Origin of the sequence: Olsenella urininfantis, assembly GCF_900155635.1 — a bacterium.
Classification (GTDB): Bacteria; Actinomycetota; Coriobacteriia; order Coriobacteriales; family Atopobiaceae; genus Olsenella_G; species Olsenella_G urininfantis.
This window is the reverse complement of the sequence record NZ_LT732540.1, coordinates 1481612-1504837: the sequence shown is the minus strand read 5'-3', so window position 1 is coordinate 1504837 and position 23226 is coordinate 1481612. Positions and strand designations below refer to the sequence as shown.

General features: G+C 66.1%; 22 protein-coding genes and 2 tRNA genes. 20 read left to right on the top strand and 4 right to left on the bottom strand.

Annotated features, from left to right (window positions below; genetic code table 11):
• Positions 1-118: 118 nt before the first annotated feature.
• From deoC to CZ375_RS08480, 4 genes are all read left to right on the top strand, one after another.
• The gene (gene deoC / locus CZ375_RS06955) at positions 119-850 is read left to right on the top strand and encodes a deoxyribose-phosphate aldolase (RefSeq protein WP_077598507.1); all 732 of its coding nucleotides are present in this window, start codon (positions 119-121) and stop codon (positions 848-850) included.
• A 98-nt stretch (positions 851-948) separates the two neighbouring features.
• Positions 949-1401, top strand: coding sequence for a kinase/pyrophosphorylase (locus tag CZ375_RS06950; RefSeq protein WP_077598506.1), 453 nt, complete (start codon positions 949-951; stop codon positions 1399-1401).
• Between the two features lie 103 nt (positions 1402-1504).
• Positions 1505-2212, top strand: a complete 708-nt coding sequence (locus CZ375_RS06945) for a transaldolase (RefSeq protein WP_077598505.1) — start codon at positions 1505-1507, stop codon at positions 2210-2212.
• A 32-nt stretch (positions 2213-2244) separates the two neighbouring features.
• Positions 2245-3078, top strand: a complete 834-nt coding sequence (locus tag CZ375_RS08480) for a YdcF family protein (RefSeq protein ID WP_077598504.1) — start codon at positions 2245-2247, stop codon at positions 3076-3078.
• A 111-nt stretch (positions 3079-3189) separates the two neighbouring features.
• Here CZ375_RS08480 and CZ375_RS06935 read toward each other — a convergent pair whose 3' ends face one another.
• Both CZ375_RS06935 and CZ375_RS06930 read right to left on the bottom strand, forming a co-directional pair.
• Entirely contained in the window at positions 3190-4128 is a 939-nt protein-coding gene (locus CZ375_RS06935; protein WP_077598503.1) for an HAD family hydrolase, read from the bottom strand.
• Positions 4129-4162: 34 nt separating this feature from the next.
• Positions 4163-5725, bottom strand: a complete 1563-nt coding sequence (locus CZ375_RS06930) for a Mur ligase family protein (protein ID WP_077598502.1) — start codon at positions 5723-5725, stop codon at positions 4163-4165.
• Between the two features lie 61 nt (positions 5726-5786).
• Between CZ375_RS06930 and CZ375_RS06925 the strand changes: the two genes are divergently transcribed.
• The 4 genes from CZ375_RS06925 to nagB all read left to right on the top strand — a co-directional run bounded on the left by CZ375_RS06925 (position 5787) and on the right by nagB (position 8152).
• Positions 5787-5862, top strand: a tRNA-Val gene (locus tag CZ375_RS06925).
• 51 nt (positions 5863-5913) lie between these two features.
• Positions 5914-6663 (top strand): ribonuclease PH, encoded by a 750-nt coding sequence (gene rph / locus CZ375_RS06920; protein ID WP_077598501.1) that lies wholly within the window; start codon positions 5914-5916, stop codon positions 6661-6663.
• 34 nt (positions 6664-6697) lie between these two features.
• Positions 6698-7333, top strand: a complete 636-nt coding sequence (gene rdgB, locus CZ375_RS06915; protein WP_077598500.1) for an RdgB/HAM1 family non-canonical purine NTP pyrophosphatase — start codon at positions 6698-6700, stop codon at positions 7331-7333.
• An 81-nt stretch (positions 7334-7414) separates the two neighbouring features.
• Complete coding sequence (gene nagB / locus CZ375_RS06910; protein ID WP_077598499.1) at positions 7415-8152, top strand: glucosamine-6-phosphate deaminase; 738 nt, start codon at positions 7415-7417, stop codon at positions 8150-8152.
• A gap of 94 nt (positions 8153-8246) precedes the next feature.
• Here the strand turns inward: nagB and CZ375_RS06905 are convergent, their stop codons facing one another.
• Complete coding sequence (locus CZ375_RS06905) at positions 8247-9335, bottom strand: M24 family metallopeptidase (RefSeq protein WP_077598498.1); 1089 nt, start codon at positions 9333-9335, stop codon at positions 8247-8249.
• Between the two features lie 163 nt (positions 9336-9498).
• Here CZ375_RS06905 and CZ375_RS06900 point away from each other — a divergent pair, with 163 nt between their 5' ends.
• From CZ375_RS06900 to CZ375_RS06885, 4 genes are all read left to right on the top strand, one after another.
• Entirely contained in the window at positions 9499-9789 is a 291-nt protein-coding gene (locus CZ375_RS06900; RefSeq protein WP_077598497.1) for a Veg family protein, read from the top strand.
• Between the two features lie 8 nt (positions 9790-9797).
• Positions 9798-10682, top strand: a complete 885-nt coding sequence (locus tag CZ375_RS06895; protein WP_077598496.1) for a 4-(cytidine 5'-diphospho)-2-C-methyl-D-erythritol kinase — start codon at positions 9798-9800, stop codon at positions 10680-10682.
• A 13-nt stretch (positions 10683-10695) separates the two neighbouring features.
• Positions 10696-10772, top strand: a tRNA-Pro gene (locus tag CZ375_RS06890).
• A 194-nt stretch (positions 10773-10966) separates the two neighbouring features.
• Positions 10967-11656 (top strand): GntR family transcriptional regulator, encoded by a 690-nt coding sequence (locus tag CZ375_RS06885; protein WP_159438390.1) that lies wholly within the window; start codon positions 10967-10969, stop codon positions 11654-11656.
• 144 nt (positions 11657-11800) lie between these two features.
• Here CZ375_RS06885 and CZ375_RS06880 read toward each other — a convergent pair whose 3' ends face one another.
• A complete protein-coding gene (locus CZ375_RS06880) occupies positions 11801-12676 on the bottom strand; it encodes a spermidine synthase (RefSeq protein ID WP_077598494.1) in 876 nt (291 codons plus the stop codon).
• A gap of 162 nt (positions 12677-12838) precedes the next feature.
• Between CZ375_RS06880 and tatA the strand changes: the two genes are divergently transcribed.
• The 8 genes from tatA (at position 12839) to cysS (ending at position 23225) form a co-directional block, all read left to right on the top strand.
• A complete protein-coding gene (gene tatA / locus CZ375_RS06875) occupies positions 12839-13147 on the top strand; it encodes a Sec-independent protein translocase subunit TatA/TatB (protein ID WP_077598493.1) in 309 nt (102 codons plus the stop codon).
• A 36-nt stretch (positions 13148-13183) separates the two neighbouring features.
• Positions 13184-13681: a GreA/GreB family elongation factor gene (locus tag CZ375_RS06870; protein ID WP_077598492.1), complete on the top strand. Its 498-nt coding sequence runs from the start codon at positions 13184-13186 to the stop codon at positions 13679-13681.
• A 134-nt stretch (positions 13682-13815) separates the two neighbouring features.
• On the top strand, positions 13816-16065 hold the full coding sequence (lysS, locus tag CZ375_RS06865) for a lysine--tRNA ligase (RefSeq protein ID WP_077598491.1): 2250 nt from the start codon (positions 13816-13818) through the stop codon (positions 16063-16065).
• 185 nt (positions 16066-16250) lie between these two features.
• The gene (locus CZ375_RS06860) at positions 16251-18842 is read left to right on the top strand and encodes an ATP-dependent Clp protease ATP-binding subunit (protein WP_077598490.1); all 2592 of its coding nucleotides are present in this window, start codon (positions 16251-16253) and stop codon (positions 18840-18842) included.
• A 100-nt stretch (positions 18843-18942) separates the two neighbouring features.
• Positions 18943-20019 (top strand): DNA integrity scanning diadenylate cyclase DisA, encoded by a 1077-nt coding sequence (gene disA / locus CZ375_RS06855; protein WP_077598797.1) that lies wholly within the window; start codon positions 18943-18945, stop codon positions 20017-20019.
• Entirely contained in the window at positions 20016-20819 is an 804-nt protein-coding gene (ispD, locus tag CZ375_RS06850; protein WP_077598489.1) for a 2-C-methyl-D-erythritol 4-phosphate cytidylyltransferase, read from the top strand. Before disA ends, ispD begins: the two co-directional genes overlap by 4 nt.
• 1 nt (position 20820) lies before the next feature.
• Positions 20821-21297 (top strand): 2-C-methyl-D-erythritol 2,4-cyclodiphosphate synthase, encoded by a 477-nt coding sequence (gene ispF / locus CZ375_RS06845; protein ID WP_077598488.1) that lies wholly within the window; start codon positions 20821-20823, stop codon positions 21295-21297.
• A 446-nt stretch (positions 21298-21743) separates the two neighbouring features.
• Positions 21744-23225 (top strand): cysteine--tRNA ligase, encoded by a 1482-nt coding sequence (cysS, locus tag CZ375_RS06840; RefSeq protein WP_077598487.1) that lies wholly within the window; start codon positions 21744-21746, stop codon positions 23223-23225.
• The last annotated feature ends 1 nt before the right edge of the window (position 23226 follow it).

Here is a 23226-nt window from a genome sequence, read left to right as displayed (position 1 = left end):
ACGGTACATACGAACTTTTGCGGCCAGCACATGGTAGTCCCATTTGCCAGGATGCTATCTTGCAATCAGCAAAAGTACGGTAAATACCGTACAAAACAGACAAGAGAAAGGACGCGCCATGAACCCCGCCAAGAAGGCAGCAGAGATGACCGTGCGCGAGCTCGCCCGCTACATCGACCAGTCCGTCCTCAAGCCCGAGTTCACCGTGGGGGAGATCAAGAGGTACGCCCAGGAGGGCATCGACTTCGGCTGTGCCACCATCTGCATCAACCCTGCCAGCCTGCCCATCGTCGCCCCCATGGTCGAGGGCACCGAGACGGGCCTCTGCGTGGTCTGCGACTTCCCCTTCGGCCTCGCCACCACCGAGGCGAAGGCCATGCTCGCCGAGGAGTACTGCTCCAAGTGGAAGATCGAGGACCTGGACATCGTGGCCAACTATGGTCGCCTGCGCTCCGGAGACCTGGACTACGTCACCCGCGACATCAAGGCCGTCGTGGACGCGTGCCACAAGTACGGCACGCTCGTGAAGGTCATCATCGAGACCGACTTCCTCACTCCCGAGCAGATCGCCGATGGCACGCGCTGCGCCGTTGCTGCCGGCGCGGACTTCATCAAGAGCTCCACGGGCTTCGTCACGGGCGTGCCCAGCGTGGGCGCCACCACCGAGGTCGTGGCGGCCATGATGGAGGCCGGCGAGGGCAAGATCAAGGTAAAGGGCTCGGGTGCCATCCGCACCAGGGAGCACTTCCTCGAGCTCATCGACATGGGCATCGACCGCATGGGCGTGGGCTACCGCTCCACCCCGGTGGTCCTGGGCATGACCGCCGAGGAGGCCAGGAGGCTGGCCTAGCCCCAGGGCGGCAGCCGGACGGTGGGCCTTGTTGGTCGAAAAGCTGGGGGCGGCCCGCCCGCGCGGGCGGGCCGCCCCCATTCTGGAGGGGAACGACCATGGATGCTAGCGAGCAGGTGATCAACCAGGTTGTCAAGCAGGAGGGCCGAGAGGAGCGTTCGAGCGTCCCTATCGTCGTGCATGTTCTATCGGACGCAACTGGCAACACTGCGGTGCGCCTCGCCGAGGCAGCCGCCGCGCAGTTCAGATGGGGGAGGGTGGGCATCTCTCAGCTCTCCAATGTGGAGAACGCAGGTCAAGTTCGCAGGTACCTTGACCGCTATGTTCCCAAAGGGGAAGAGACCATCGTCTACCACACGATATTGAACCAGCAGCTCCGCACATCCGTGCGTCAGGAGGCAGAGGAGCACGGAATTGCGTCAGTTGACCTTCTTGGCCCTGCCATGGAAATCTTGGAGCGACTTCTGGGCGAGGAGCCTCTGAACGTTCCTGGCCTCGAGGTCAACCACAGGGGCCGGGCCATCCGCAAGCTCGACGCACGCATGCTTTAGACCTTACATATGACCTGGACATATGACCTGGGCTGACGGGCCGTTTCACGAAACGCACCCGAGTGGAGGCCGTGCGCGTCGCACGGCACAAGGAGGAAGAGTCATGGCCATCAAGATCTTTGCCGACGGCGCCAACCTCGAGGGCATGCTCGAGATGAACGAGAGGGGCGTCGATGGCTTCACCACCAACCCCTCGCTCATGAGGAAGGGTGGCGTCGAGAACTACCGTGACTTCGCCTTCAAGGCGCTGGCGGCCATCCCCGACAAGTCCCTCTCCTTCGAGGTTTTTGCCGACGACGAGGCCCAGATGGAGGTCGAGGGAAACGAGATCAAGACCTGGGGCGAGAACGTCTTCGTGAAGATTCCCTGCGTCAGGACCGACGGCACCCCCATCTACGGTCTGATCAAGAAGCTCTCCGACGCCGGCGTGCACGTCAACGTGACGGCCGTCTTCACCGAGGGTCAGGTCAAGGCCGTCGCCGAGGCCCTAAACCCCAACGTCCCCGGCTACATCTCCATCTTTGCCGGACGTCTGTCTGATGCCGGCAACGATCCCATCCCTGTGGTCAAGTACGCCGTCGAGCTCACCAGGGACCGCCCCCAGACCGAGGTCCTATGGGCCTCCACCCGCGAGGTCTACAACATCATCCAGGCCGAGCAGCTGGGCGTTGACATCATCACCGTGCCCAACGACGTGCTGGAGAAGTGGTTCAAGCGCGGTCGTCAGGCGCTTGACCTCTCCGTCGATACCGTCCGCGGCTTTGCTGCCGACATCGCCACACTCAACTTCCACATCCTCCCCGAGGAGTAGGCGACGTCGGCTCTTGTTCCAGGGAGGTTGCGATGCGCGCTGCGGACGTTGCGCATGACATGAACGTGCTGGCGGCATTTCTCGGCAGGAGGGATGTGGCGGAGCTCTCGCAGGAGGCGCTCGAGCTGCGCTTCGGCTTTGCCCGGACGGACGTCATGGCACTTGTGGGCGGAAGCATTCTTGCTGGTGGGGACGTTATGGCCCAGGCCATGCGTGCGGGTGTGGCCCGCGCCTACGCGATCGTGGGCGGGGCGGGCCACACCACCCAGGCCTTCCGCGAGAAGATCCGCGAGCTCTGCCCCGACCTGCGCTTTGCCGACGACGCCTGCGAGGCGGACGTCTTCGCCGCCTACCTGAGGAGCCGCCACGGCCTGGAGGTGGACCTGCTGGAGCGCGGGTCCACCAACTGTGGCAACAACATCACCTGCCTGCGTGACCTTCTCGCCGAGAGGGGTATGCGCTGCCGCTCCCTCATCCTCGTCCACGACGCGAGCATGCAGCTGCGCGTGGAGGCGGTCGCGCGCAAGGAGCTGCCGGATGTCGTGCCCGTGAGCTATGCCTGCCATGCCGCACGCGTGGTGGCGGCGAAGGGGGCTGCGGGCGATCCTCTCGCCCAGCTGCGCTATGAGGACGAGCCATGGGGCATGTGGGCACCTGGCCACTACCTCAGCCTGCTCATGGGCGAGATTCCCCGCCTGCGCGATGACGCGGCGGGCTACGGCCCCAACGGCAGGGACTACCTGGCGCACGTGGACATCCCCGACGACGTGCTTGCGGCCTTCGCGCGCCTCTCGGAGGCCTTCCCCGAAAGCGTGCGAGTGGCAAGGAGGCCTGAGGCGGGGGTGGGGCCGTTACGCCGTCACTGACTGGCAGAGTAACGGCCCAAAACCGAGAAAAACGGTCCGAACGGTCCGTTTGACCGTCACTTACTGACGGTGTAACGGGGCCTGGCCCCGCCAGACCCGGCTCCGCCCCGCCTAGCTCGCCCGCTTGACCGCCAGCAGGGTGCGCATGGCCTGGCACCAGCCGTCAGTCGAGTTGCTCGCCGAGACGAACGCGTTTCCCGCCGTGGCCAGCGCCGCCTGCGTCTTGGGGTTGTCGATGCCGTTGCGCATGAGCAGGAAGGTCCCCACCTCCGCCGCCATCTCGCAGTCTGCGGGAGAGTCCCCGCTGGCCAGCACCTCCGCTGGATCCCAGCCCATGAGCTCCATGTAGCGCCTGGCCGCCGAGCCCTTGTTCAGCCCGCGCGGCGTGATGTGATAGGTGTGCACATCCTCCACCTTGCCGCCCTTGAAGGTGGGCAGGATGGTCTTTCCGGTGATGCGACCTACGAAGCCGTTGTCCGCCAGGTAGAGCGGGAGCCCGGTCTCGTCGAGCATGGCCTGGGCCTCGTCCTCGATCACGGCGCCGCGCAGCGCCACCGTCACCTCGCGGTACTGGTAGCCAATGTTGTTGTCGTTGTAGGTCTCGAGGCAGTCGTACCAACGCTTGAGCATGCGCCGCACCACGCCGGTCTCCACGATCACGTCGTGCGGGGTCTTGCCGCACCCCTCGTCGTAGGGCATCTCGGCGGTGAAGTAGTGCCAGTCGCTCTCGGTGCCCTCGTGCAGGCACAGCACGCCGCCCATCTCGCCGATCCATCCGCCCAGGCCAAGCACGCGCACGTCCTCGCGCGCCATGGCGCGGTTGCGCCCCGTGCAGGGAATGACCTGCACGCCGGCACGGCGCAGGTCAACCAGGGTCTGGGCCAGCTCTATGGAGGGGGTCCCATCGCTTGACGCGAGGGCCTGGCCGTGGCTGACCATGGTGTTGTCCGTGTCGCTGATCACGTACTTGATGCGAGAGAGCCTCTCGGCGAGGAAGTCGGGAAGGGAGGCCGCGTCGACGGGGAAGGTGGGAAGCGAGAGTGCGGGCATTGCCGTCCTTTCGGGGGTTGCGGGGTCGCGGGCGCTAGGCTCCTGAGGGCTTCGGGGCGTCCTCCAGGCCAAGGCGGCCGCGCAGGACGCGCTCGTAGATGCTGCCGTCCGTCTCGCAGGGGACGAAGAGGTCCCCCTCGTGCTGGCGGGTCTCGTCCCCCTTGGCCAAAAGGCACACCACGGCACCTTCGTCGCACGAAAGGGCCAGGTCAACGGCTCGTTTGATTGCTTTGGGACGATCGGGGATGACTTCGAAGTTCTGGCTCGCCGGCGTGGCCGCGGCCATCTGCGCGCAGATCTCACCAACGTCCTCGTGCGCGGGGTCCTCCTCGGTGTAGATCAGCCAGTCCGCCCACCGCGAGGCCTCCGCAGGCAGCTCTTGGCGCCTCTCGTGCGCCTTTCCGCCGGGCGCGCCAAAGACCGCCACGATTCGCCGGCCTGGGAACTCCTTGGTGATGGAAGCGAAGAAGCGCTGGTAGGACAACTTGTTGTGTGCGTAGTCCACGATGCCCACCACCTTGGGGGCAAGTGCGGGCAGAAGCTCCATGCGTCCGGGGACCTTCACCTTCGAGAGCCCCTCGCGTATCTGCTCGGACCTTATGCCCAGCAGCTCGCAGCAGGCAATGGCGCTGAGGGCGTTGTCCACGTTGAAGAGGCCGGGCATCGAGAGGAGCAGCCCGCCCTCCCAGCTGGGGGTGTGTGCCACGAAGCGAATTCCGCCCTCGACGGGCCGCACGTCTGTCGCCCATACGTCGGCGCGTGCGTCGCCGGCCGAGGAGTGCGTTAGGACGCGCCCGCAGCAGCTGGCCCGCTCCAGGACCCTCTCGGCATGCGCTGAGTCAAGATTGACCACGGCGGTGCGGGCCTGGTCGAAGATGCGCAGCTTGCTCTCGAAGTAGTCCTCGAAGTCAGGGTGCTCGGCGGGGGAGATGTGATCGCGGCCGATGTTGAGGAAGCAGGCGACGTCCAGCCCCAGGCCCACCACGCGGTCGTACTTGAGCGCTTGGCTGGACACCTCCATGACCAGGTGCGAGAGCCCCGCCTCGCGCGCGTTGGCAACGTGGCGCCACAGGTCCGGCGCCTCGGGCGTGGTGTTCACGCTCTCCGCGCGCTCCATGCCGTCAAAGGTCTCGATGGAACCCATGATGCCGGCGCGGGGGGCGGCGCTCCCGGCATCCAGGATGTGACGCAGCATGTATGCCACCGTGGACTTGCCCTTGGTGCCCGTGACGCCCACCACGCTCAGGCCTTGGTCGGGATGCCCCCACGCTTCGGCAGAGGCCAAGGCCATGGCACGCCTGAGCTGCCCGTCCTCCACCACCATGCCGCAGGCGCCAGGTGCCGTCTGCGCAAGCTCGCCGGAGCGGGCCTCGTCGCAGAGATAGGCCACGCAGCCCCTCTCCAGGGCGCTTGTGAGGTAGGCGGGCCTGAAGGCCGCCCCCTTGCACACGAACAGGTGTCCTGCGGCGGCAAAGCGGGAGTCGCAGTCGGCCCCGCTCACGCCAACGGCTGCGGGGTCTTTGGGGAGGGCGTGGCAGCGGGGCGTGATGCCAGCGGCCATGAGGAGCTCGATGAGCTGTGCAAGTGTCGTATTCATGCGTACAGTATACGACCCGCCCCTCTCCCCTGGGGCGTACGTGCTACACTCTCTGCACCCTGGGCGATTGGCGCAGTGGCTAGCGCAGGTGCTTTACACGCACAAGGTCGGGGGTTCGAACCCCTCATCGCCCACCATTGTCACCGTGACGGGCCCCACGCGGGGCCCTCTTTTGTATGGAGGGCGCCATGTCTGCTCAGGAGTGTGGCGGCGCGAGGCAACAGCGCTCATTTGGTCGTGCCGCAGACGAGCTCAGGCCCGTCAAGCTTACCAACGACGTTATGAAGAACGCGGACGGCTCCTGCCTCGCGGAGTTTGGAGACACGCGTGTGCTCTGCACCGCCTGCATCGAGGAGGGCGTTCCCTCCTGGCGCAAGGGGCAGCATGCGGGATGGGTCACGGCCGAGTACGCCATGCTCCCCGCCTCCACCAGCACCCGCTCGCGCCGTGAGCAAAAGGGGCGCAAGGGACGCTCGATGGAGATAGAGCGCCTCATTGGCCGCAGCCTGCGCGCCGTGGTCGACCTGAGGCGCCTGGGGGAGCTCACCGTCACCTGCGACTGCGACGTCATCCAGGCGGACGGCGGCACGCGCACTGCCTCCGTCACGGGTGCCTGGGTGGCCCTGCACGACGCCCTCATGTCCTATGTGCGCCAGGACAAGATAAAGCGCCTTCCGCTCACGGACCAGGTGGCGGCCATCAGCATGGGCATGGTCGCCGGCCGACCCCTGCTTGACCTCGACTACCCTGAGGACTCGCATGCCGACGTGGACATGAACCTGGTGGCAACCGGCGGGGGCGGCATAGTTGAGGTGCAGGGCACCGGCGAGCGCTCCACGATCAGCCGCGACCAGCTCAATGCCCTGCTCGACCTAGGCGAGCAGGGCATCCGCCAACTCATCCAGGCCCAGGCCGAACTCACGGGCTTTGGCGTCTAGGGCCTTGCAGCGAAGACGCGAGAAAGGAAACCCCATGTCCCCTGCTGACGCCGGCTCCCTCGACCCCGCCCGCACCGTGGTGGTCGCAACGGGCAACGCCCATAAGCTCATCGAGATAGAGGCCATTCTCTCGCGCTCGCTGGGAGGCATGCGCTTCGTTGCCCTGAGCGAGCTGGGTGACTACCCCGACCCTGTGGAGGACGGCGACACCTTCTTCGACAACGCCCTCATCAAGGCACGCGCGGCGCTGGACGAGACGGGCCTCTCCATGGCCGTTGCAGACGACTCCGGCCTGTGCGTTGACGCCCTGGACGGGGCTCCCGGCATCTTCTCGGCGCGCTGGGCCGGCGAGCACGGTAACGATGACGCCAACAACGACAAGCTCCTCCGGGAGCTGGATGGCGTTCCCGTCGAGCGGCGCGGCGCACGCTTCCACTCGTCTGTGGTGCTTGTGGTGCGCGACGAGGACGGTGAGGAGACGATCGCCGGCGAGGGCGACTGCGAGGGGCGCATCGGCTTCGAGCGCCGCGGCGGCAACGGCTTTGGCTACGACCCCCTCTTCGAGCTCGCGGACGTTCCCGGAAGGACCATGGCGGAGCTCTCGCCCGAGGAGAAGAACGCAATCTCTCACCGATTCCACGCCCTTCAGGACCTTGCGGCAAAATTGTAAATACATATTTGACGTATAATTCTGTGCCGAGGAAATAGCGGAGCACGAGACGATCAACGCCAAAAGGTAGCGGAGGCATTCATGAGGACCATTCGTTGCAAGAACTACGAGGAGATGAGCCGCCGTGCCGCGGACGTCATCGCCGCCCAGCTCATCCTGGACCCCAAGACCGTCTTGGGCCTTGCCACGGGAACCACGCCCGTGGGCTGCTACCAGCGCCTCATCGAGCTGAACCGTGAGGGGGCCATCGACTTCTCCGAGGTCAGCACCTACAACCTGGACGAGTATCGCGGCCTCACGCACGACGACCCCCAGAGCTACCACTACTTCATGGCAGACCAGCTCTTCAACCACGTGAACATCAAGGCCGCCAACACGCACGTGCCCGATGGCTCCAACCCCGACGCCGCATCCGCCTGCGCGGAGTACGACCATATGGTCGAGAACGCCGGCTACGTTGACCTGCAGCTTTTGGGCATTGGCAACAACGGGCACATCGGCTTCAACGAGCCCTGCTCGGACTTCCCCGTGGGAACGCACTGCGTTGACCTCACCGAGAGCACCATCCGGGCGAACAGCCGCCTCTTCGAGCGCGAGGAGGACGTGCCGCGCCAGGCCTACACCATGGGTGTCGGCACCATCATGAAGGCCCGCCGCGTGCTGGTCCTCGCCAGCGGTGAGGCCAAGGCGGATGCCGTGCGCGCCATGTGCTACGGGCCCGTCGAGCCGGGCTGTCCCGCCTCGGCGCTGCGCCTGCACCCGGACTGCATCGTCATCGCGGACGAGGCGGCGCTGTCCAAGTGCCCCGAGGGGCTCTAACTGGCTGCGAGCTCAGCGCATCCCCCGGCAACAAGAGGGGCCGCCCGCACCCGACGATGGTGCGGGCGGCCCCTTGGCGTGCGACCGAGGTGCCCTAGACCTCCAGGACCGTGGGCTCCTTGGGGTAGTGGTTGATGACCTCGCAGCCGTCCTCAGTGACAATGACCAGGTCCTCGATGCGGACGCCCATCTCGCCAGGAAGGTAGATGCCGGGCTCTATCGAGAAGCACTGGCCAGGGCGCACCGCCTCGTGGTGGGTGGCACTCACGTCTCCCGGCTCATGGTCCTGCAGGCCGATCTGATGCCCCAGCCTGTGCGTGAAGTAGGGGCCGAATCCTGCCTCCTCGATCACGCGGCGTGCCGTGAGGTCTATCTCCGAGAAGGTCATTCCCGGGCGCACGACGGCCTCGGCCGCCTCGTTGGCCCGCCGCACCGCCTCGTACACCTCAAGCTGGCGCGCGGTGGGGCTTGCGGTGAAGAAGCAGCGCGTCATGTCCGAGCAGTACCAGTCGCGCTTGCATCCCACGTCAAACAAGACCATGTCGCCCTTGTGGAAGGTGGTCTGGTCAGGCTCGTGGTGCGGGTCCGCTGCCGCCGCGCCAAAGCTCACGATGGGCGAGAAGGAGTGGTCTTGCGCCCCCAGGCTTCGGTAGGCGCCCAGCAGGCCCTCAGCAATGTCCTGCTCCGTCACGCCCTCGCGCAGCTGCTGCACCAGCCAGCCCATCGCCTGGTCGTTCACTGCGCTCGCCTGGCGCATGAGCTCCTGCTCGCGTGCGGACTTGATGGAGCGCACCTCGTCAACCGCGTCGGACGCGATCGCATAGCCAGAGGCCGCCCCCGCCTCCATGAGGGGCAGCAGCCACCGCGCGCTCAGCGCCTTGTCAACGCCCAGCACGCCTTCGCCTTGCGCGTGCGCGAGCACCAGCGCGATGGGATCGTCCGTGTCATCAAACCCCACCAGCTCCTGGGCGGCCCCGCTCGCGTCGGGGAAGAGGCGGTTGGCAAAGAGCACGCTGCGCCTCTCGCCATCCCCCTGCGAGAGATAGAGCGCCAGGAAGCGCTCGTAGGGCTCGGTGTAGTATCCCGTCAGGTACCAGATGGAGAGTGGGTCGGTGATGAGGGCCTGGGTCAGGCCGTGGACATCCAGCTGGTCAAGGACCCTCTGGACCCTATCGTCATGCATGCTCGCTCCTTTCCAACGAGTGCCTAAGGCGGCACATGTTGCCTGCTAAGGGGTGCTATCGTATCTATCTTTCGTGAATGCGCCTTCTCTGCCATACAATATTCGGTTGCATGGAGACAGGCTGCGGAAACCATGCGTCTGCAGCCGTTGCTTGGAGGTTGCAATGGAGACCGAAGTCCCGTCCGTCAACAGGATAGACCAGATTCGCGAGGAGCTCGCCAGCCTGAAGGACAGGCGCATCAAGGTTCGTGCCAACATGGGCCGCTCTCGCATCGTGGAGCGCACGGGCACCCTGGTTGGCACCCATCCCTCCCTCTTCGTGGTCGAGGTCGAGGAGAGGCGCGGGCGCACCGCTCGCCAGTCCTATCAGTACGTCGATGTGCTCACCTCCACCGTCGAGCTCTATGACCTCGATACGGGCGAGCGCCTGCTCGAGTTTCCCGTGGAGGAGTAGCGCCGGCAATGGGCCGCGAGGTCACGCTTGCCGCTCCGGCAAAGCTCAACCTGCACCTGGGGATCCATGACCAATTGGACGAGAGGCGCTACCACCGGGTTGACTCCGTGATGATCGCGGTCGGCCTGGCCGATGTCGTGCGCGTCCGCGAGGGCTGCCCCGGCCTGAGCGTGTCCATGACCCAGGACGTGGGCGCAAGTCCCCAGAAGAACACTGCCCTGGTGGCGGCGCGCCGCCTCTGCTCGGACTTCGGCCGAGAGGAGCGCTACGAGATTCTCGTCGAGAAGCGCGTGCCCGCCCAGGGCGGGCTGGGAGGCTCCTCTACGGATGCCGCCGCGGTCATCCGCGCGCTCTGCTCGCTCTGGGGCGAGGACGTGCGAGACGAGCGCGTGGTGCGCGTCGCGCGCTCGGTGGGTGCCGACGTCCCCTTCTTTCTCGATCCCCGGCCCTCCTACCTTGCGGGCGCGGGCGATGACCTCGTGCGGGCGTTTCCGGACATGAGCGGCCTTCCCGTGGTGCTCGTGATGCCGTCCGTGGGAGTTTCAACGCCCGAGGCCTATGCAGAGTTCGACCGCCATCCCACGGCTCCGCGCTCGCCGGAGGCAATCTGCCGGGCGCTCGCGGCCGGAAGGCGAGAAGAGATACCCAGCCTGCTCTACAGTAACCTTGAACCGGCAGCGTTTCGACTGGTGGGAGAGGGCGCCCGGGTGAAGGAGTGGCTGCTGGGCCAGCGTGGCGTCCGTGGCTGCCAGCTCACTGGGTCCGGAAGCTGCGTCTTTGCCATCTGCGAGGATGGGCATGCGGCGAGGCGAATCGCCAGCGCGGCACGCGCGGTGGGGGATTGGTGGTCAAGTTCCTGCGAGACTGTTGGTTTGGATGCCCTCATCTGCTAGAGTGTTCCCGCTACGGGTTGTGGCTCAGCTTGGTAGAGCGCTCGGTTCGGGACCGAGAGGTCGCTGGTTCAAATCCAGTCAACCCGACCATCTGATTTCGAGAAGGCCGCCGGCGTTACGCCGGCGGCCTTTTACCATCTGGCGTGCGGGACCCGCATATGCCCAAACGACGTCCGTTCGTATGGCATCCGGCCGCGCTGGTCGAGCCGATCGGCCCGCAAAAGGCCCACCCACCTATATTTGATAAGACTACTTTTCTCGTACAAGGATGGGTGCTCTCACAAATGACCAAGCAAGACGCCGTTTACCAGGACCTCAGGGGAAAGATTCTTTCGGGTAGCTATGCCTCCTGGGGCGCCCTTGAGAACGAGTGCGTCCTCTGCGAGCGCTATGGCGTGAGTCGCCCCACCCTCCAGAAGGCCGTTGCCCGCCTCAAGCAGGAGGGGCTGGTGCACAGCCGCCAGGGCTCGGGCGTCTTCGTGAACCCGCCAGAGTTCTTCAGCCAGTACAACATCCAGTCCTTCACGGAGCGCTACGCCGCTGCCGGGAAGACCGTGGAGAGCAAGGTCTTGCGCCTCGAGGAGGTGCCGGCAAACGAGCTGTCCGACATCTTCCGCCTGGGGGAGGGGGAGACCCTCATCCACTACGAGCGACAGCGCCTGGTGGATGGTGAACCCACCATAGTGGACAGCGCATACCTCCCCAGGCGCCTGTTCGAAGACTTCGACAGTGCCTGCCTCACGCGCTCAGTCTTCTCCTACATCGAGCATGAGTGCGGCTATGCGATGAGTCACAGCCTGCGCTCCATCCGCCCCTTTGTGGCCGACGCGCGCATCTCGAAGCTCCTTGACGTGGAGATCGGCCGACCCCTGCTCAAGCAGTGCGAGGTGGTCTACCTGGCCCGCAACGTGGTCCTCTCATACTCCGAAGAGGTGTCGACGGACCCCGAGCTGCGCGTGCTCTCCGTGCGCTAGCGCCCAGCTCCGACCCCCCTGCGGGTGGGTCAACGCGCGCTTTTCGGCCGAGAGGCTCCTCAACCATCGCATTCGCCCACCCGAAAGCCCGCTACAGGTGGGTCAACGCGCGCTTTTCGGTCGAGAAACCCGCCAACCATCACGTTAGTCCACCGAGCCCCCCACCGTCGCCCCTGTCGCCCCCACGCGATAGCGCGCGGCGATTCCCAGGGGGCGCATGGATGCCACCAGCGTGTTGTCGCCGGCCCTCCTTGGCTCCTCGGGACGTTCCGGAATCAGGTACGCATAGGGGAACTCCCGGCCAAATGCGGCAAGCGTCTCGCGCATGACGCGCGACCTGCGGCCCTCCATCGGCGATATCAGGTTTGCCAGGTATATGCCATCATCCGTCAGGTGCTCGCGAATGGCCCGCGCTCCCGTCACGGTCCCCAGCGGTCCCAGCGGCCTCTTTCCCGAGAAGGCGTCGTTCACGACCAGCCCCCATCGCTCACCCGCCGCCGCGAGGCGCGCCCAGCCGTCGCAGCAGCTCACGCGCAGCCGTCCGTCCCTCTCGGCGTGGGTCCGCCGCTCGAGCTCGTCCAGGAAGAAGAACTCCCGGGCAATCTCTATGATCTTGGGGTCGATCTCTGCCACCTCGACTTGGGCTGAGGGGAGACTGCTTACCATCCATTTGGGAAACGAGAAGCCCCCGCCCCCTATGACCAGCGCGCTCAGGCCCTCCCCGCCTCCAGCGCGCAGCCCCGCAACGTCAATGACCTCCGCGAAGTACTGGTGGTATAGGCATGCCAGGTCGCATTGCCGTCCCGCCGCCGTGTAGCTGACGCTCTGAAAGGTTCCGTTGACGTTGAGCATGCGCACCTCATCGCCCTCGACGCTCTCCCCGTCAAAGACGAGGGCCACCCCAAAGCGCGTGCGTCGCGTGGTGACGCCTCGCCTGGTAAGGAGCTTCGGCATCATGAGGAAGGCGGCGTCAATTGCGCAGCCCAGCACCGCCAGCAGAACAACGAGGCGTACCGACATCTTTTTCTCCCTCGCAAGGCCGCGCGCAGGCGTCCCAGCCGCATGTTTTTGCCAATATGCTGGTAGAGATTGTGAGTAAAACCAAGCCTCGGCTATACTAGCGGATGCGAGATTGCGCATTATGGCGAGAGCGTCTGCTCACGACACACTTGGAGGCTATCTATGATCGCCGGACTCGGTCCCTTCGAACTTCTCATCATCCTCGGTCTTGCGCTTCTGGTCTTTGGACCCAAGAACCTCCCCAAGCTGGGCAAGTCCCTCGGCAAGACGGTCAAGAACATCCGAGAGGGAATGGACGGAGACGACGAGTCCGCCTCCGAGCAGCCCGCTGAGGACGTCGAGGAGGAGAAGGTCGCCTCCGACGGGGACTCTGACGCCCCCATGGTCTTCTGCAGCAAGTGCGGCGAGAAGAACGCTCAGGCGGACGAGTTCTGCCACAAGTGCGGCGCCAAGCTTCACGTCTCCGAGTAAGACACGCCAGGCCAGGCACTAGACAGAAGGCACAGCATGGATAACAACGAAATCATCCTCACCCCCGAAGGCCGCAGGCGTCTCGTCGAGGAGCTGGAGTTCCGCGAGGGCGCAAAGAACGACGAGATAGTCGAGCGCCTCAAGGACGCACGCGGCTTCGGCGACCTCTCCGAGAACGCGGAGTTTGACGCCGCCAAGGAGGAGCAGGCCCAGAACGCGTCCCGCATCAACGAGATCCGTCACATCCTCGCCTCCGCCCGCGTGGTCGAGGCAGGGGCAGACCTTGCCGTGGGCGTGGGCGCAACAGCCAAGCTCGAGGACGAGAAGGGCAAGGAGCGCTCCTTCACCATCGTCGGCACCACCGAGACGGACTCCCTGAAGAACGAGATCTCCAACGAGTCACCCCTGGGTGCCGCCCTCATCGGTCGCGTCGTGGGGGACGCCATCTCCTACGTCACCCCCACGGGCAAGACCCGCAAGTACAAGCTCGTGGGCATCTCGCGCGAAGAGCGCGAGGGCAAGTACGAGGCCTAAGCCTCCTCTTGCTCGCAAACAGGAAGGCTCTGCGCCCCGTGTCCGCGCCGCGGACGTGGGGCGCTCTTGTAAGAGGCGCCTGCTCCCGCGCGGGCGCAGGCAAAACCGAGGAAGGGCAGAGAGGGACCAACATCATGGCCGAGCAGAGCAGCACCCCCGAGACCAACATCAATGACGAGCGTGCCGTCCGTCGCGCCAAGCGTCAGGCGCTCATCGATGCGGGCGTCAACCCCTATCCCATCAAGAGCGACGTCGACGCCCACGCCAAGGAGCTCGAGGAGCGCTACGCCTCGCTGGAGGATGGGCAGGACACCGAGGACGTCTACAGCATCGCCGGGCGCATCCGCGCCTACCGCAAGCAGGGGAAGGCCTGCTTCATCGTCCTCGAGGACATCTCCGGCAGCATCCAGCTCTTCTGTCGGGTCAACGCGCTGAGCGAGGCGGACTGGGAGCTTCTCGGCCAGCTCGACCTGGGCGACATCATCCAGGCCCGCGGCACCATCATGCGCACGCGCCGCGGCCAGCTCTCGCTCACGCCCAGCTCGTTGACGCTTCTTTCCAAGTCGGTGCGCCCCCTGCCCGAGAAGTTTCACGGCCTGACCGACCGCGAGGTCCGCTATCGCCAGCGCTACGTCGACCTCATCATGAACCCCGAGGTTCGCGACGTGTTCCGCAAGCGCAGCCAGATCATCTCGCTCATCCGCCGCTTCATGGAGGCCCAGGGCTACCTTGAGGTCGAGACCCCCATGATGCACCAGATTCTGGGCGGCGCGAACGCCAGGCCCTTCGTCACCCACTTCAACGCCCTCGACTCAGACTTCTACCTGCGCATCGCCACCGAGCTGCCCCTCAAGCGACTCATCGTGGGCGGCATGGAGCGCGTCTTCGAGATCGGCCGCCAGTTCCGAAACGAGGGCATGGACCTTACGCACAACCCCGAGTTCACCTCCATGGAGGCCTACTGCGCCTATTCAGACCTCAAGGGCATGAAGGAGCTCACCGAGGGCATGTTCAAGGCCATCGCGCGCGAGGTGTGCGGCTGCGAGGAGGGTCATGAGGTTATCAGCTTCCAGGGCCAGCAGGTGGACATGAGCGGCAGCTGGGCATCCAGGCCCCTCTCCGAGATCGCCTCCGAGGTCGTGGGGGAACACGTCGACATGGACACGCCCATCGAGCGCCTGCGCGAGCTCTGCGAGGCGCACAAGATCGAGTGGGCAGAGAACTGGGGCGCGGGCAAGCTCCTCTTCGAGCTCTACGACGAGCTAGGCGAGGAGACCATCACCAACCCCACCTTCGTCTGCGACTACCCCGAGGAGGTCAGCCCCCTCTCGAAGCGCAAGGACGAGGACCCGCGCCTCACGGACCGCTTCGAGCTGGTCATCTGCGGCCACGAGTACGCCAATGCCTTCTCAGAGCTCAATGACCCCATCGACCAGGCCGTCCGCTTTGCCGAGCAGGTCGCGGCCAAGGACTTCGGCGACGACGAGGCCATGGGCTACGACTACGACTACGTCCGCGCGCTCGAGTACGGCATGCCTCCCGCGGGCGGCATCGGCTACGGCATCGACCGCATGATCATGCTCTTCTGCGACCAGCCCGCCATTCGTGACGTTCTGCTCTTCCCGCAGATGAAGCCCGAGACCGTCAGCAGGGCGGACATAGAGGCTCAGGTGGGCGGAGCGCTCACGGACGATGCCTCCGCATCCGCCGAGGCCATCGTCGCCTCCTCCGCGGTGGGTCCCGCGGCGGGCAAGGACCGGGAGGGTGGTGCCGCGTCAGACGGGCTCGAGAGCGGGCTCACCCGCGAGCAGGCCTTTGACCTGCTGAGCAAATACAACGAGGATCCCTACCACATCGAGCACGCGGAGACCCTGGAGCGCCTCATGCGCCACTACGCCACCCAGTTCGACCCCGAGAACGTGGAGTTCTGGGGCCAGGTTGGGCTGCTCCACGACCTCGACTGGGAGAAGTGGCAGGACGATCAGCTCCACACCGTGAAGGCGGCGGAGCTTCTCGCCGAGGCCGGCGCCAACCCCGCGCTCGCCCACTCCATCCAGACCCACAACTACGACCTCAACAAGGAGCTTCCTGCCCCCGAGCACAAGATGGAGAAGGTCCTCTATGCCATCGACGAGCTCAGCGGCCTGATCAACGCCTGCGTGCGCATGCGTCCGTCTGGCTCGGTCCAGGACTTCGAGACCAAGAGCCTCAAGAAGAAGTTCAAGAACAAGAAGTTCGCCGCCGGCTGCGACCGAGAGGTCATCGCCCATGGCGCCGAGCTCATGGAGATGGAGCTGGACGACCTCTTCGAGGACGTCATCAAGGCCACCCAGCTTACCGACCCCGGCCGCGAGGAGTGGCTCGCCGAGCACCCCGAGGCATAGGCGGCACCCAGACACAAGACCTGCCCCTGGGGCGGAGCGGGGACGTCCCGCTCCGCCCTCCTTGCGCGTCTCCCGCACCAAGAATCGCGGCGGTCGCTTCGGGGTACAAGTGACACCAGCAAACCAGGGTCGCCTTTCGTCGCGCACGGAGGGCGCGCGTACAGGGAAGGGGCGTGGGCTCCCTCATGTTCGAGAAGTTCACAGACAAGGCGCGCAGGGTCATGAGCCTCGCGCAAGACGAGGCCAAGAGCCTCGGCAAGATGTACGTGGGGACCGAGCATCTGCTGCTGGCCCTCATAAAGGAGGGCGAGGGCATCGCCGCCCAGGCCCTCGCCAAGCTGGACGTCACCTACGAGGAGACGCTGCTCACGGTCAAGGAGATCTCTGCCGACGACTCCGACCTCCAGTCTGGTGGCCACATCCCCTTCACGCCTCTCGCCAAGCGCGTGTTGGAGGACGCGTACCGCGAGACCATGGCCCGCGGTCAGACCTACATTGCCACGGAGCACCTGCTCCTCGGCATAGTGACGGAGTCAGACGACAAGGCCATGGTCGCCCTCTCGCGCATGGGCGTCTCAGCGGACGCGGTGCGCAACGCCGTGAGCGAGCTCATGGACCGCAACATCGACAAGGACGGCGGGCAGCAGCAGGCCCCGGCGGGGGTCGGCTTTGGCCCCCAGTTCATGGGGGGCATGGGCCAGCAGTCCTCGCAGGACGAGGGGTCGATGCTCGAGCAGTATGGCCGCAACCTCACCAAGCTCGCCGCCGATGGCGCGCTCGACCCCGTCATCGGGCGCGACCGCGAGGTGGAGCGCGTGATGCAGGTGCTGGCGCGCAGGCAGAAGAACAACCCGCTCATCCTGGGAGACCCCGGTGTGGGAAAGACGGCCATCGTCGAGGGGCTGGCCCAGCTCATCTCCTCTGGCAACGTGCCTGACATCCTGCGTGGCAGGCAGCTCTGGACCCTGGACGTCGCGTCCCTTGTCGCAGGGTCCAAATACCGCGGCGAGTTCGAGGAGCGCCTCAAGAAGGTCATCGCGGAGGTCATGGAGTCCAAGGAGGACATCCTCTTCATCGATGAGATCCACACCATCATCGGCGCAGGGTCGGCGGAGGGCTCAATTGACGCGGCCTCCATCCTCAAGCCGCCCCTCTCGCGCGGAGAGATCCAGGTGATAGGCGCGACCACCGCCGAGGAGTACCGCAAGCACATCGAGAAGGACTCCGCCCTCGAGAGGCGCTTCCAGCCGGTGAACATCGGCGAGCCCACCCCCGAGGACGCACTCCAGATCCTGCACGGCCTGCGCGAGGCCTACGAGCGGCATCACCACGTCAGGTATACCGAGGGGGCCCTGGCTGCCGCCGTGACCCTTTCCACCAGGTACATCCAGGACCGCTTCCTGCCCGACAAGGCCATCGACGTCATAGACGAGACCGGCGCCCGCACGCGCGTCCACAAGATGAGCCTGCCGCCCGAGCTCGCGCAGGCGGACGAGGAGCTGGCGCGCATCAAGGACGAGAAGGCCAAGGCGGCAAGCGCCCAGGAGTTCGAGGAGGCCGCCCGCCTGCGCGACCGCGAGAAGGAGCTTGCTGCCAGGCGTGACGAGCTTGAGGCGGCGTGGCGCAAGAAGGCGGACGAGAACGTCGTTGTGGTGGGCGAGCAGGACATCGCCGACGTCGTCTCGGACATGACGGGCGTCCCCGTCTCCAACCTCACGGAGGCGGAGGCCAGCAAGCTCCTGCGCTGCGAAGACGCCCTGCACCAGCGCGTGGTTGGCCAGGACGAGGCCGTCACCAAGGTGGCCAAGGCCATCCGTCGCAGCCGCTCGCCCCTCAAGGACCCACGCCGCCCCGGCGGCTCCTTCATCTTCCTGGGCCCCTCGGGCGTGGGCAAGACGGAGCTGGCCAAATCGCTGGCGGAGTTCCTCTTTGGCAGCCAGGACGCCCTCATCGGCTTCGACATGTCCGAGTTCATGGAGAAGCACACCGTCTCCAAGCTCGTGGGAGCGCCTCCCGGATACGTTGGCTATGACGAGGGCGGCGAGCTCACCAAGGCCGTCCGCCGCAAGCCATACTCCGTGGTTCTCTTCGACGAGATAGAGAAGGCGCATCCCGACGTCTTCAACGTGCTGCTGCAGATCCTGGACGAGGGCCGTCTCACCGATGGCCAGGGCAGGACGGTGGACTTCTCCAACACGGTCGTCATCATGACCTCCAACGTCGGTGCCCGGGAGATCGCACAGACCAACACCATGGGCTTCTCCTCGCAAGGCACGGGCGGCCTCTCTGACAGGGAGATCAACTCCCGCGTCATGAGTGAGCTCAAAAGGCTCTTCCGCCCAGAGTTCCTCAACCGCGTGGACGAGGTGGTGGTCTTCAAGTCCCTCACGGGCGAGCAGCTCAGGGGCATAGTTGACCTCATGGTCGGGGACCTGCGCCGTCGCATGGTGGCCCAGGGCATGTCGATCGAGCTCACCGACGCCGCCAAGGACTTCCTGGCCAAGGAGGGCACCGACCCCATCTACGGCGCGCGTCCCTTGCGCCGGGCCATTCAGACGCACATAGAGGACCCCCTCTCCGAGGAGCTCCTCCAGGGCAGGTGGCATGCCGGCGACATCGTTCTCGTGGACGTCGCCGGCGAGGCCCTCTCGTTCTCAAGGGGAGAGGGAGAGATCCCTGCCATCGAGGAGCGCGTGCACATGGAGCTTCCGCGTGCCCGAGAGCACTGGAGCCCCGCGCGCCCCGCGCCCCAGGGCGGTGCTGCTTCGGCGGAGTAGGCACCTCCGCGGCGCACGCGCCCGTCCGGGCGTCATATACTTGTTCCATAACATCGGCCGACCCGCGCTGCGGGCCGGCCGCATCATGGGGGAGGGCAACATGGACGCAGCAAACGCGGAGGCCGAGAAGGCGGACAGCGCCAGCCGCCTGTCGTATGCCATCAAGCAGACGGCACCGGGCACGGCCCTGCGCCATGCCCTCGACATGATCATTGCCGGGCATCTCGGCGCGCTCATCTGCATAGGGGACACCGAGTCGGTCATCGGCGCCGGGGACGATGGCTTCAAGCTCGACATCTCGTTCACGGCCAACCGGCTCTTCGAGCTCTCCAAGATGGACGGCGCCATCGTCATCGACAAGGGGCTCACGCAGATCCTGCGCGCCAACTACCACCTCAACCCAGACCCGTCCCTGCCCACCTCCGAGACGGGCATGCGTCACCGGACCGCCGCCCGCATGAGCCTGCTCACCGAGGCGACGGTCATCTCGGTCTCCGAGAGGCGCCAGGTGGTCACCGTCTTCGTGGACGGGCGCGGCCATCAGCTGAAGTCCGTGCCCGACATCATGAGCTCGGTCAACCAGCTGCTGGTCTCCATGCAGAGCACCCGCACCCAGCTTGACCGGAGCCTCCTGCGCCTGACCACGCTGGAGCTGGACAACTACGTGACCCTTGCCGACATCACCGAGACCATCTACCTCTTCGAGGTGCTCACCACCGTCTCCGAGGAGCTCGACAAGCTCATCCTGCAGCTGGGCAGCCAGGGCAAGACCATCGCCATGCAGCGCGACGAGTTCATGGGCGACACCTCTGACGAGTACACCCTGCTGCTGCGCGACTATGCGCTGGACTCCTCCGAGGAGTACGCGCTCAAGGTGCGTGCCAGCCTTCACGAGACCGCCAACGCCCAGCTGCACTCCTCGAAGCGCGTGGCATCCCTTCTGGGGTACGAGGAGCGTGGCGAGGACTCCATCATGACCCCGCTGGGCCTGCGCACGCTCTCCAACGTGTCGGTGGTCCGCAAGGGCATGGCCGACAAGATCGTGGGCGAGTTCGGCTCGCTCCAGCAGCTGCTGGACGACATCGAGCGCAACCCCTCCCGCCTGGACAGCGTTGGCGTGGCCAACCCCGGCATCCTTGCGGACAGCCTCTACCGCATGTGGGGCAAGCGCGCATGAGCGCCGGCGCCCCCAGCGCCTGCGCTGCGCCCCAGCGGCTGAAGGAGGGCGGGACACCCAGGGACTGCTGCGCCATCGTGGTCGCGGGGGGCGCAGGCGAGCGCTTCGGCGCGCCGGAGGGCAAGCAGTACGTCGAGCTCTGTGGGCTCCCGGTGGCCTGCTGGTCCCTCATGGCCCTCGATCGCGCGCCGTCCGTGGCTCGCATCGTGGTGGTCGTGGCGCCAGACCGCCGGGACGTCATGCTCGACGAGGTGTTGAAGAGCATCTCCCTGGGCACCCCCGTGAGCCTCGCCGAGGCGGGCGAGACGCGCCAGGACTCCGTCTGGTCTGGCCTCTCGCAGGTGCCGGCAGGCCTTCCGCTGGTTGCCGTGCACGACGCTGCCCGCCCCCTGATCCAGCCCGAGGTCATCGAGGGCTGCGTTGCCCGGGTGCGCGCGGACAGGGAGCTGGCGGGCGCCATCTGCGCCACGCCTTCCACGGATACCCTCAAGCTGGTCGAGGGCGAGCAGGTCATCGCCACGCCAGACCGCAGCTACTATTGGGCCGCCCAGACGCCCCAGGTGTTCTGGGCGCGCAGGCTGAGGGCGGCCCATGCCGCGGCAAGGCGTGACAACTACCTGGGGACCGATGACGCCTCGCTGGTCGAGCGCTGCGGTGGGCGCGTCGCCTGCTTCAGCTCGCCGCGCGAGAACATCAAGGTGACCGTGCCCGAGGATTACGTCATCGCGCGCGCCCTCCTCGAGAGGCGTCTCATGTGCGAGGGTTGCGGCATGGATGATCGCCAAGGAGAGGGGGTCTAGCATGCTGCGCATAGGGCATGGGTTTGACGTCCACGCGTTCGCCGAGGGGCGACCCCTCGTCCTGGGAGGGGTGCGCATAGAGTCCGCTCGCGGGCTCGCGGGTCACTCTGACGCCGACGTTCTCGCGCACGCGTTGATGGATGCCCTGCTCGGCGCCCTGAGGGAGGGGGACATAGGGAGGCTCTTCCCGGACACGGACCCAGCCTACAGGGATGCTGACTCCTGCCGGCTGCTGAGCCAGGTGTCTGCTCTGGTGCGCCAGAGGGGGTTTGCGATCCTGGACTGCGACTGCACCGTGGCGGCCCAGTCACCGCGCCTGTCTCCCTATCGGGAGGCGATGCGGGAGCGCCTTTCCTCTGCCCTGGGCGTGGACCCCTCGAGCGTGGGCGTGTCCGCCACCACAACTGAGCACCTTGGCTTCGTGGGCAGGGAAGAGGGCATTGCCGCGTGGGCCGTCTGCCTGCTCGAGAGGATCTAGGCCACAGCGCGGCTGCTTGAGCTGCGGCGCCCCTCCTCCGGGCGCCTGCCGGGTGGTCAAACACGCACCTCTCGCCTCAAAAGCCCGAGAACTTCCCTGTTGGCCCACCCCCCCCGCGCCCCGAATCGGTAGGCGAACGCGCGACCCAAGCCCCTTCTCGGAGGAAACCCGCGCATCTACCCACCGCATGGGCTCCCGCAGGCGTGTAGATGCGTGCTTTTTGGTGGCGGAACACCTCAGATGACGCTTTGACCCACCGTCGTCACCCGTGGGGGTGGGCGAGCGCGCGGTCGCGCGGCCCTGCGCGTGTCAGGGAGCTCCTTCGCGCGCCCCAGTCAGCCGAGGGCCTCTGCCTACGCGCCCTCTCGTCTGCCCGCTGCCCTCGTCGGCGCAAAAAACGTGTAAGGTAGCGTCTGACCGCGCATGCGCAAAAAGGAGAACGCCCCATGCTCGTATACAACAGCCAGAGCCATCGCAAGCAGGAGCTCGTGCCCGTGGAGGAGGGGAAGGTTCGCATGTATGTCTGCGGGCCCACCGTCTACGACCAGATACACATCGGCAACGCCCGCACCTTCCTCTCGTTCGACGTGATTCGTCGCTACCTCATCTACAAGGGCTACCAGGTTACCTTTGCCCAGAACCTCACGGACGTGGATGACAAGATCATCAAGCGCGCCAACGAGGAGGGCCGAAGCGCCGCCGAGGTCGCCGAGGAGTACTCCTGCGCGTTCATCGAGCAGATGCATCGCTTCAACATCATGGACCCGGACGTCCGCCCGCGCGCCACGCGCGAGATCGAGGCGATGCAGGAGATGATCTCCTCCCTCATAGAGCAGGGCAACGCCTATGTCGCGGACAACGGGGACGTGTACTTCTCCGTCCGCTCCGACGGCGACTACGGCGTTCTCTCTGGCCGCGACCTCGACCAGCTGCGCGCGGGGGAGCGCGTCGAGGTGAATGAGGACAAGCGCGACCCGTTCGACTTCGCCCTCTGGAAGGCGGCGAAGCCCGGGGAGCCCAGCTGGCCAAGCCCCTGGGGCGACGGTCGCCCCGGCTGGCACACCGAGTGCTGCGCCATGATTCATCACTACCTGGGCACCCCCATCGACATCCACGGGGGAGGCCAGGACCTGGTGTTCCCCCACCACGAGAACGAGTGCGCCCAGGCAAGCTGTGCGTGGCACGCCCCGCTTGCCAACTGCTGGATGCACACGGGGATGCTGCGCGTTGACGGGGAGAAGATGTCCAAGAGCCTGGGCAACTTCTACACGCTCAAGGAGGTCTTGGACAAGTACTCCGCAGACGCGGTGCGCCTGCTCATGCTCCAGACCCACTACCGCTCCTCGCTCGACTTCCGCTTCGAGCTGCTTGATGGCGCGACCAACAACGCCGAGCGCCTTGCGAGCTGCATCAAGAACCTGCGCTGGGCTGCGGAGAACTCCCCGATGGGCTCCGAGCTCACCGAGGCCGACCGCGCCCTCTCGGCGTCGATCCAGGAGGCGCAGGCAGAGTTCGCCCGTCAGATGGACGACGACTTCAACAGCTCCGGCGCCCTTGCCGCCCTCTTCGGCCTGGTGACCTCGGCCAACACCTATCTCGCCCAGGTGGCAGGCGCCGCCGCGGCGGCCGTGACGCTGAGGGCCGCGGACACCCTTCAGGAGCTCTGCGCAGTCCTGGGCCTGGAGCTCAGCGCCGCCAATGAGGAGGACGAGCTCCCTGCCGGTTTGGTCGAGCTGGCGCGCGAGCAGGCGGGATTCGAGGGCGGCTCCGCGAGCGCCGCGGCCGAGGCGCTCCTCGCCGCGCGTCAGGTTGCCCGCACCGAGAAGAACTGGGCCGTTGCCGACGCCATTCGCGACGGCATCGCCGCCCTGGGGCTCATGGTCGAGGACACAGCTGCCGGCGCTCGCCTGCGCAGCAAGAGGGCGTAGG

Coding starts and splice junctions, on each gene's coding strand:
- CZ375_RS06950 (WP_077598506.1), top strand. CDS start 949: ATGGATGCTAGCGAGCAGGTGATCAACCAGGTTGTCAAGCAGGAGGGC.
- rph (WP_077598501.1), top strand. CDS start 5,914: ATGTCTGCTCAGGAGTGTGGCGGCGCGAGGCAACAGCGCTCATTTGGT.
- tatA (WP_077598493.1), top strand. CDS start 12,839: ATGATCGCCGGACTCGGTCCCTTCGAACTTCTCATCATCCTCGGTCTT.
- disA (WP_077598797.1), top strand. CDS start 18,943: ATGGACGCAGCAAACGCGGAGGCCGAGAAGGCGGACAGCGCCAGCCGC.
- CZ375_RS06930 (WP_077598502.1), bottom strand. CDS start 5,725: ATGAATACGACACTTGCACAGCTCATCGAGCTCCTCATGGCCGCTGGC.
- lysS (WP_077598491.1), top strand. CDS start 13,816: ATGGCCGAGCAGAGCAGCACCCCCGAGACCAACATCAATGACGAGCGT.
- CZ375_RS06945 (WP_077598505.1), top strand. CDS start 1,505: ATGGCCATCAAGATCTTTGCCGACGGCGCCAACCTCGAGGGCATGCTC.
- deoC (WP_077598507.1), top strand. CDS start 119: ATGAACCCCGCCAAGAAGGCAGCAGAGATGACCGTGCGCGAGCTCGCC.
- CZ375_RS06870 (WP_077598492.1), top strand. CDS start 13,184: ATGGATAACAACGAAATCATCCTCACCCCCGAAGGCCGCAGGCGTCTC.
- ispD (WP_077598489.1), top strand. CDS start 20,016: ATGAGCGCCGGCGCCCCCAGCGCCTGCGCTGCGCCCCAGCGGCTGAAG.
- CZ375_RS06895 (WP_077598496.1), top strand. CDS start 9,798: ATGGGCCGCGAGGTCACGCTTGCCGCTCCGGCAAAGCTCAACCTGCAC.
- CZ375_RS06860 (WP_077598490.1), top strand. CDS start 16,251: ATGTTCGAGAAGTTCACAGACAAGGCGCGCAGGGTCATGAGCCTCGCG.
- CZ375_RS06900 (WP_077598497.1), top strand. CDS start 9,499: ATGGAGACCGAAGTCCCGTCCGTCAACAGGATAGACCAGATTCGCGAG.
- rdgB (WP_077598500.1), top strand. CDS start 6,698: ATGTCCCCTGCTGACGCCGGCTCCCTCGACCCCGCCCGCACCGTGGTG.
- CZ375_RS08480 (WP_077598504.1), top strand. CDS start 2,245: ATGCGCGCTGCGGACGTTGCGCATGACATGAACGTGCTGGCGGCATTT.
- nagB (WP_077598499.1), top strand. CDS start 7,415: ATGAGGACCATTCGTTGCAAGAACTACGAGGAGATGAGCCGCCGTGCC.
- CZ375_RS06935 (WP_077598503.1), bottom strand. CDS start 4,128: ATGCCCGCACTCTCGCTTCCCACCTTCCCCGTCGACGCGGCCTCCCTT.
- CZ375_RS06885 (WP_159438390.1), top strand. CDS start 10,967: ATGACCAAGCAAGACGCCGTTTACCAGGACCTCAGGGGAAAGATTCTT.
- CZ375_RS06880 (WP_077598494.1), bottom strand. CDS start 12,676: ATGTCGGTACGCCTCGTTGTTCTGCTGGCGGTGCTGGGCTGCGCAATT.
- ispF (WP_077598488.1), top strand. CDS start 20,821: ATGCTGCGCATAGGGCATGGGTTTGACGTCCACGCGTTCGCCGAGGGG.
- CZ375_RS06905 (WP_077598498.1), bottom strand. CDS start 9,335: ATGCATGACGATAGGGTCCAGAGGGTCCTTGACCAGCTGGATGTCCAC.
- cysS (WP_077598487.1), top strand. CDS start 21,744: ATGCTCGTATACAACAGCCAGAGCCATCGCAAGCAGGAGCTCGTGCCC.